7 protein-coding genes are annotated in these 7,542 nt (G+C 64.0%); 3 read left to right on the forward strand and 4 right to left on the reverse strand.

What is annotated here, in order from left to right:
- Positions 1–3,336: a DEAD/DEAH box helicase gene (locus tag KY379_RS23560; protein ID WP_133328618.1), complete on the forward strand. Its 3,336-nt coding sequence runs from the start codon at positions 1–3 to the stop codon at positions 3,334–3,336.
- A 149-nt stretch (positions 3,337–3,485) separates the two neighbouring features.
- Here KY379_RS23560 and nagZ read toward each other — a convergent pair whose 3' ends face one another.
- Together nagZ and KY379_RS23570 are read right to left on the reverse strand one after the other, a co-directional pair.
- A complete protein-coding gene (gene nagZ, locus KY379_RS23565; RefSeq protein WP_261241570.1) occupies positions 3,486–4,484 on the reverse strand; it encodes a beta-N-acetylhexosaminidase in 999 nt (332 codons plus the stop codon).
- A 37-nt stretch (positions 4,485–4,521) separates the two neighbouring features.
- The gene (locus KY379_RS23570) at positions 4,522–5,229 is read right to left on the reverse strand and encodes a TetR/AcrR family transcriptional regulator (RefSeq protein ID WP_133328622.1); all 708 of its coding nucleotides are present in this window, start codon (positions 5,227–5,229) and stop codon (positions 4,522–4,524) included.
- Positions 5,230–5,473: 244 nt separating this feature from the next.
- Here KY379_RS23570 and lexA point away from each other — a divergent pair, with 244 nt between their 5' ends.
- Both lexA and sulA read left to right on the forward strand, forming a co-directional pair.
- A complete protein-coding gene (gene lexA / locus KY379_RS23575) occupies positions 5,474–6,082 on the forward strand; it encodes a transcriptional repressor LexA (protein WP_261241548.1) in 609 nt (202 codons plus the stop codon).
- 13 nt (positions 6,083–6,095) lie between these two features.
- Positions 6,096–6,572 (forward strand): SOS-induced cell division inhibitor SulA, encoded by a 477-nt coding sequence (sulA, locus tag KY379_RS23580; RefSeq protein WP_133328626.1) that lies wholly within the window; start codon positions 6,096–6,098, stop codon positions 6,570–6,572.
- Positions 6,573–6,622: 50 nt separating this feature from the next.
- Here the strand turns inward: sulA and KY379_RS23585 are convergent, their stop codons facing one another.
- Positions 6,623–6,856 (reverse strand): hypothetical protein, encoded by a 234-nt coding sequence (locus KY379_RS23585; protein ID WP_133328628.1) that lies wholly within the window; start codon positions 6,854–6,856, stop codon positions 6,623–6,625.
- Positions 6,857–6,906: 50 nt separating this feature from the next.
- The gene (locus KY379_RS23590; RefSeq protein WP_133328630.1) at positions 6,907–7,422 is read right to left on the reverse strand and encodes a DUF6586 family protein; all 516 of its coding nucleotides are present in this window, start codon (positions 7,420–7,422) and stop codon (positions 6,907–6,909) included.
- Positions 7,423–7,542 lie beyond the last annotated feature (120 nt).

Genomic DNA, 7,542 nt, shown 5'->3' on the forward strand with positions numbered 1-7,542 from the left:
GTGAGTGGGCGCGAGCCGCAACAGCTCTTGAGGACGCACCCCAACTGGGTCGACTTCATCGACAGCAAGACCTTGATCCGAGGCCGGGACTACGCCGCGCAAGCACGGACCCGGATCCTGTCGCAGCAGGACGCTGCGGTCAAAGCGACCTGCCGCGGCTCGGCTGGCCAGCATTACCAGCAGAACATCAAGCTGGTGATCGATGGCAACGATCTGCGAATCTTCGGGCGCTGCAGCTGCCCGGTCGGCATCAACTGCAAGCATTGCGTCGCTGCGCTCATACAACTGCAAGCCGGGGTCGGCCACCTCGACCCGCAGATGCCACAGGAACAGGCTGCACTGTCGCTGCCACCGGATCTCGACCTCTGGGTCGAGGGCCTGGAGTCGCCTGCCAGGCCTACAGCGCCCCGCGAGCCCATGCGCAAGGGCCCGGCGATCTACTACCGCATCCATATCGACCATGAACGTTGCCAGCTGGAAGCCATCAAGGGCACCCGGCAGGCCGATGGCAGTCTGAAGTTCGGCCGCATCAGCTCGATGTCCGAACTGATCTACTACACCCCGCGCTATGTCACCGAAGACGATGCCCGCCTGCTGCGCCTGATCGACGCACGCAGCGAAACGTCGTTACCTCTGGTTGAACTGCAGGGCAAGCAAGGCGCGGAACTGCTCGGTTACGCCCTGGCCAGCGGGCACCTGCTGTACGAAGACGATCCACAGCCCCTGCTCGCCGGACCCGAGCTTCACGCCGAGTTTCGTTGGGTCAGGCTGGACAACGGCAGCTATCGGGGAGCCTGGCACCTCGACGACCAGCGCGCACTGCAGGCACTGCCCACCGAACCGATGCACTACATCGATACGCAAACGCGCCAGGTCGGCACATTGCTCCATGGCCTGGACCCATTCATCGCCAGCCAGCTTGCCCGCGCCCCTGTTGTCCCCGAACACCTGGTGGTGCCCCTGAGCCATCGACTGAACGCCTTGAACCGCCAAGTACCCACACCCACGGCTGTGCGCAGCGAACAGGTGGATGACGTAAGCCCCCGCGGGCGCCTGACCCTCGGCAGCCTGGAATTCAGCGCCTACATGCCCAAGACCGGCCGCATGCAACGGCAGATGCAGCACCGTGCCGCGCTGTCGTTCGACTATGACGGCCTGCGCACCAGCGGCAATGACGACAAGCCCCTGACCCGCCTGGTGGGCGCCACCAGCCAGCGCATCCGCCGGCAACCGGAGGCTGAGCAGGCACTGCGCAAGGTGCTGCGCGACCTCGGCTTCAAACCTGCCACTCGCCAGAGCAAGGCCCTGCCCGACAGCGCGGGAGAAATGCTGCAACTGCCGGACGACGACGCCTGGCTGCAGTTTGCCCGTCAAGGCCTGACCCACCTACGCGAGGCCGGTTGGGACATCGAGATGCACCGCGACTTCGCCTTCAACCTGCACGAAGTCGACGATTGGTACGCGCAGGTCGATGAAGCGCCGGGCCACGAATGGTTCGACCTGGAGCTCGGTATCGTCGTCGAAGGCCAGCGCCACAGTCTGTTGCCGATCGTGCTGCAGCTGCTGCGCAGCAATCCCGAGCTATTGCGTCCCAGCGAACTGGCGCGACGCAGTGACGACGAACACCTGCTGATCGACCTCAACCGGGGCCGCCTGGACAGCCCCGCGCTGCGCGTCGCCCTACCCTATGGGCGGGTCAAGGCGGTGATGAGCACGCTTGGCGAGCTGTATCTGCAGGAAGACGCTGTCGGCCCCAGCCTGCGCATGGACCGTGCCGACGCGCCGCGCCTGAACGACATCGAAGCGCTGCCGCTGCAGTGGCAAGGCGGCGCGCAGGTACGCGACCTTGGCCGGCGCCTGCGCGATGCCCGGGCGCTCGAGGTCGAGCCCCCGGCCGGCCTCAACGCCACGCTGCGCCCCTATCAGCAGCAAGGCCTGAACTGGATGCAGGCCCTGCGCGAGATGGGTACCGGCGGCATCCTTGGCGACGACATGGGCCTGGGCAAGACCCTGCAGGCCCTGGCTCACCTGCTCCTGGAGAAACAAGCCGGGCGCCTGACCCTACCGGCGCTGGCAGTGATGCCGACCAGTCTGGTACCCAACTGGCTCGACGAAGCCCAGCGCTTTGCACCTGGGCTGCGCGTGCTGGCATTGCAGGGCGCGGGGCGCAACAGACATTTTGCCAAGCTGCACGAATACGATCTGGTGCTCACCACCTACGCCCTGGTCCCCCGCGATCTCGAGCACCTGCGCGCCCAGCGGTGGCACCTGCTGGTGCTCGACGAAGCGCAGAACATCAAGACCAGCACCAGCAAGGCCGCCCAGGCGGTGTGCGAGCTGCAGGCCAACCAGCGCCTGTGCCTGACCGGCACGCCCATGGAGAACAACCTGGCCGAGCTATGGTCGCTCTTCCACTTCCTGATGCCGGGTTGGCTGGGCGATATCAAGCGCTTCAACCAGGATTATCGGACCCCTATCGAACGGCATGGCGACGCCGAGCGGATGGCCCATCTGGCGGCTCGGATCCGTCCGTTCCTGTTGCGTCGCACCAAGGAACAGGTCGCCACCGAACTACCCGCCAAGACCGAAATGGTGCATTGGGTCGAGCTCAGCGACGCCCAGCGCGACACCTACGAAACGGTACGGGTGGCGATGGACAAGAAAGTGCGTGACGAGATCGCCCGCAACGGCGCGGCGCGCAGCCAGATCGTGATCCTCGATGCCCTGCTCAAGCTGCGCCAGGTCTGTTGCGACCTGCGCCTGGTCAAAGGCATCGAACCCAAGGGCAGCCAGGCCGACAAGGGCAAGCTGGGCGCCCTGCTGGACATGCTCGATGAGTTGCTCAGCGAAGGCCGTCGGGTGCTGTTGTTTTCGCAGTTCACCTCGATGCTGGCACTGATCGAGCAGGAACTGGACAAGCGCGGAATCCGCTACAGCCTGCTCACCGGTGACACCCGCGACCGGCGTGCGCCGGTCAAGCACTTCCAGGAGGGCAATAGCGAAGTCTTCCTGATCAGCCTGAAGGCAGGCGGCACCGGCCTCAACCTGACCGCGGCGGACACGGTCATCCACTTCGACCCCTGGTGGAACCCGGCCAGCGAGAACCAGGCCACCGACCGCGCCTACCGCATCGGCCAGGACAAGCCGGTGTTCGTCTTCAAGCTGATCACGCGGGGCACGGTGGAAGAGAAGATCCAACAATTGCAGCAGGAAAAGGCCGCACTGGCGGCAAGCTTGCTGGATGGCGGGCAGGCTGGGCAATGGCGCATGGGCGATGAAGAAATCGAGGCACTGTTTGCGCCCTTGCCTGGGAAGCGGGGGCGCGCTCAAGCCTGAGAGATTGGCCTGAGGTAGGCGTTGCCGGTGAGATCGAGCGCCGCGCGGGCGGCGCTCGATCTCATGACCAACAAAAATGTCGAGCCGGGCACGCACGAGCTGCGCTCGATCTCATCGGCGATACCACTCGAACGGCCTGCGCATCAAGGTCAATCAACCAACTGAGCTTCCTTCAACGCCCCCAACGCCTCCAGCCAGCGCGGCTGCTGTCGGTAATCGGTCCGCGCAAACCCTTGCCCGCGCATCCGCGCAATCCGAGGCGACGGCTTGACCTTCAATCGCTGCGCCGCGCTCAGTGCCAGCTCCGCGGCAGCGCGGTCATTGCACACCAGCCCCATGTCACAGCCCGCACTCAGCGCCGCCTCGATACGGCTGGCCGCGTCTCCGACCACATGCGCACCTGCCATGGACAGGTCATCACTGAAGATCACCCCGTCAAAGCCCAGCTCGCCGCGCAGGATGTCCTGCAGCCAGCGCCGGGAGAAGCCGGCCGGCTGGTTATCCACTTGCGGATAGATGACATGTGCCGGCATGACCGCGGCCAACTGCCCCCTGAGCCGAGTGAACGGCACCAAGTCGGCCTGGCGCAGCTGCTCCAGGCTGCGCTCATCGGTCGGGATGGCCACATGGGAATCCGCCTCCGCCCAGCCATGACCGGGGAAATGCTTGCCACAGGCGGCCATGCCCGCCGCATTCATGCCACGGATGAACGCACCGGCCAGTTGCGTGGCACGTTCGGGGTCACCTTCGAAGGCTCGGGTTCCCACCACGGCGCTGCGCTGGTGGTCGAGATCGAGTACCGGAGCAAAACTCAGGTCCAGGCCAACCGCCAGCACCTCGGTAGCCATCAACCAGCCGCACTGCTCGGCCAGGTACTCGGCATTGGCGTTGTCGGCGATGGCGCGCATGGCCGGCAGCCGAACGAAGCCCTGGCGCAGGCGCTGGACCCGTCCACCCTCTTGGTCCACGGCCAGGATCAGGTCGGGGCGAATGACGCGAATGGAGGCGCACAGCTCGCGCACCTGGCGCGGGCTGTCGATGTTACGGGCGAAAATGATCAGGCCGGCGACTTCGGGTTGGCGCAGCAGGTGGCGGTCTTCGGCGGTCAACCAGTGGCCGGCGATATCCACCATCAGAGAGCCTTGCAGGCTGACGGTCATAGGCAATCCTTAATTGAACTCACTGTTAGGCCTTGGCGGTGCTCGCCGGGGCCTTGCTACGCGGACGCAGCTGGGCGGCAGCCATGGCCTGGTCGGTCACACCGGTCTCGGCGCGCATGCCGGCGGCCAGGAACGGCACCATCAGGCGCATCACCTGCTCGATGGAGGTATTGATACCGAAATCGGTCTCGGCGATGGCCCGCAGTGCCTTTATACCCGACATGCTGAACGCTGCGGCACCCAACATGAAGTGCACGCGCCAGAACAACTCGAGCGGTGGAATGCGCGGCGCGGCTTCGTTGACCAACAGCATGTAGCGGCGGAACACCTTGCCGTACATGTCTTCCAGGTAGCGCCGCAGGTGGCCCTGGCTCTGGCTGAAGGCCAGGCCCAGCAAGCGCATGAAGATGGACAGGTCGTTATTGCTGCGCGGCTGCACGATCAGCGCCTGCTCGACCAGCATCTCGAGCAGCTCCTCAAGGCTTGGCTTCTGCTCAGGCTTGGCCTGACGCCGCTCCAGCTCACGCTCCAGGCTGGCGCAGAACGGCCCGAGGAAGCGCGAGAACACGGCTTGGATGAGCGCCTTCTTGGAGCCGAAGTGGTAGTTCACCGCCGCCAGGTTTACTCCGGCCTTGCTGGTGATCAGGCGCAACGAGGTTTCCGCGAACCCCCTTTCCGCGAACAGCTGCTCGGCAGCATCGAGAATGCGTTCAACGGTTTCGGATTGGGCCATGACTACTCCGCCAGACAAACAGGTGTTTGAAACATACGTTTCAGCCTGGGTCCTGTCAAGGCTCGGTGACCGCAGGGTCGTCATTAAAACACAGCCTGGGGATGAACGCCGCAACCCACGGCTGACGCCGCGTCGAGGCTTGCTTCAGTGGGGCCGCAGCGGCTTTGTCGCGGCGTGACGCTTGCAGTGCGCCACCCACTGTATATAATCCCAGTCACTGTATAAAAAGACAGAGCGACCCGCCATGTTGAAACTGACGCCACGCCAAGCCGAAATCCTGGCCTTCATCAAACGTTGCCTCGAAGATAACGGCTTCCCGCCCACCCGTGCGGAAATCGCTCAAGAGCTGGGCTTCAAGTCGCCTAACGCCGCAGAAGAGCACCTCAAGGCCCTGGCTCGCAAGGGGGCCATCGAAATGACCCCGGGCGCGTCACGCGGCATCCGCATTCCTGGCCTCGAGACCAAGGCCGAAGAAGCCGGTCTGCCGATCATCGGCCGGGTCGCCGCGGGTGCCCCCATTCTCGCCGAGCAGCACATCGAGCAATCCTGCAACATCAATCCGGCCTTTTTCCATCCACAAGCCGACTACTTGCTGCGCGTGCACGGCATGAGCATGAAGGATGTCGGCATCCTCGACGGCGACCTGCTGGCGGTACACACCTGTCGCGAGGCCCGCAACGGCCAGATCGTGGTCGCCCGCATCGGTGATGAAGTCACCGTCAAGCGCTTCAAGCGCGAGGGCAGCAAGGTGTGGCTGCTGGCCGAGAACCCGGAATTCGCCCCCATCGAAGTCGACCTGAAAGAGCAGGAGCTGGTGATCGAGGGCTTGAGCGTCGGCGTCATTCGCCGCTGAACCAGGAGGCGTCATGCAGCAGTTCATCCAAGCACCCCAGCAGGTCCAGCTTCCACTGTTCGAAGCCTTCCTGGCACAACCTGTCCTGCCGGGGCTCAAGACCCAGAGGCCGGCCCCCAAGAGCAGCGAGCCAGAGCTGTTCAGCGAACTGACCCTGCGCGGAGCTACCGAGCACTGCCAGGGCCTGTTGGCCCCCGTGCTGCGCGAGCTGAGCGAAGAGGAAGATGCACGCTGGCTGACCCTGATCGCACCACCAGCCAGCCTGACCCAGGCCTGGCTGCGCGATGCCGGACTCAACCGCGAACGGATTTTGCTGCTGCACCCCCGTGGTACCCAAAGCGCGTTGCAACTGGCGCGTGAAGCCCTGCGCCTGGGCCGCAGCCACACCGTGGTCACCTGGCTGGGCAACATCAACGCTAGCAGCCGCCAGCAACTTACCCTTGCCGCCACTGCCGGAAATGCACAAAGCCTGAACATCCGCCTTGGCTGATGTTCAGGCTTTGTCTGTAACGCCAGGATTGAAACCCTGGCATTGAATGCTCAGTGCAGTACGCGTGGCCCTTCGTCACGCTCGAGCTCGCCTTCCATCAGCCGCCCGGCCATCTGCACACCCACGCTCAACATGGCCTTGGCCACTTCCACGTGCTGGTTCTGCAGGAACACCTTGGCGTCCTCCGAAAATTCCAACGTTACCAGCGAGCCTTCGTCCTCGGCACGACGCAGTTCGATTCGGCCATCCGGCAACTCGACAATTTCCAGAAACGACGTTGACATATAGGGCTGTTCTCCACGAAAGACCGCTAGTGTACCAGTCGCGGCCAGGATCAGCACTCACTCAACGCGTCACGGAAACGTCTCACCAGGCCCTTGAGGTCGCTACGCCACCGCTCCAGCTCTTCGCGGGACAACGCCGGAGCCTCGACAGCATCGAGATTGACGGCCTGGATCAGGGGCTGGGTGACGTCGGTTTTAGCCGTTTTCCTGGCGACCGGCGGTCGGAACAAATCGGCATAAGCGGCAAGCATTTGCGCCAGCCAGGTTTCCCGCTGACGGGCCAGCTCGAGCAATTCCGCGACCTCGGGGATGGCGATGTCGTTCAAGGCGTCGTCGGCCAACATCTGCTCAACACTGCCGGCAACCGGCAAGCGGTAAAAACCGCCTATCTCATGGCACAGCCCCAACAGGGCGCCGTAGAGGTGGAACAGCGACGATTCCCGCTCAGCTTGGACCAGGCCTTGGGCATTCATGGCCTGACTTTGCTCGGCCTTGGCCATGGATTCAAGGGCGAGGCCGGCGAAGAACAGTTTCTGGTTGGTACGGGTGTAGAGTTCCTGGGCCATTTCGGTGCTCTCCCATGAGGCTGCAAGGCGAATAGCTGCATCATAATTGACATCCTCCCCGCCCTAAAGGACGGGAATTCCTACAGGTAGACGGCCATGCCCGACCGCGAGAATGTTCCT

This window comes from Pseudomonas sp. HD6422, assembly GCF_025377065.1.
Taxonomy (GTDB): Bacteria; Pseudomonadota; Gammaproteobacteria; order Pseudomonadales; family Pseudomonadaceae; genus Aquipseudomonas; species Aquipseudomonas putida_U.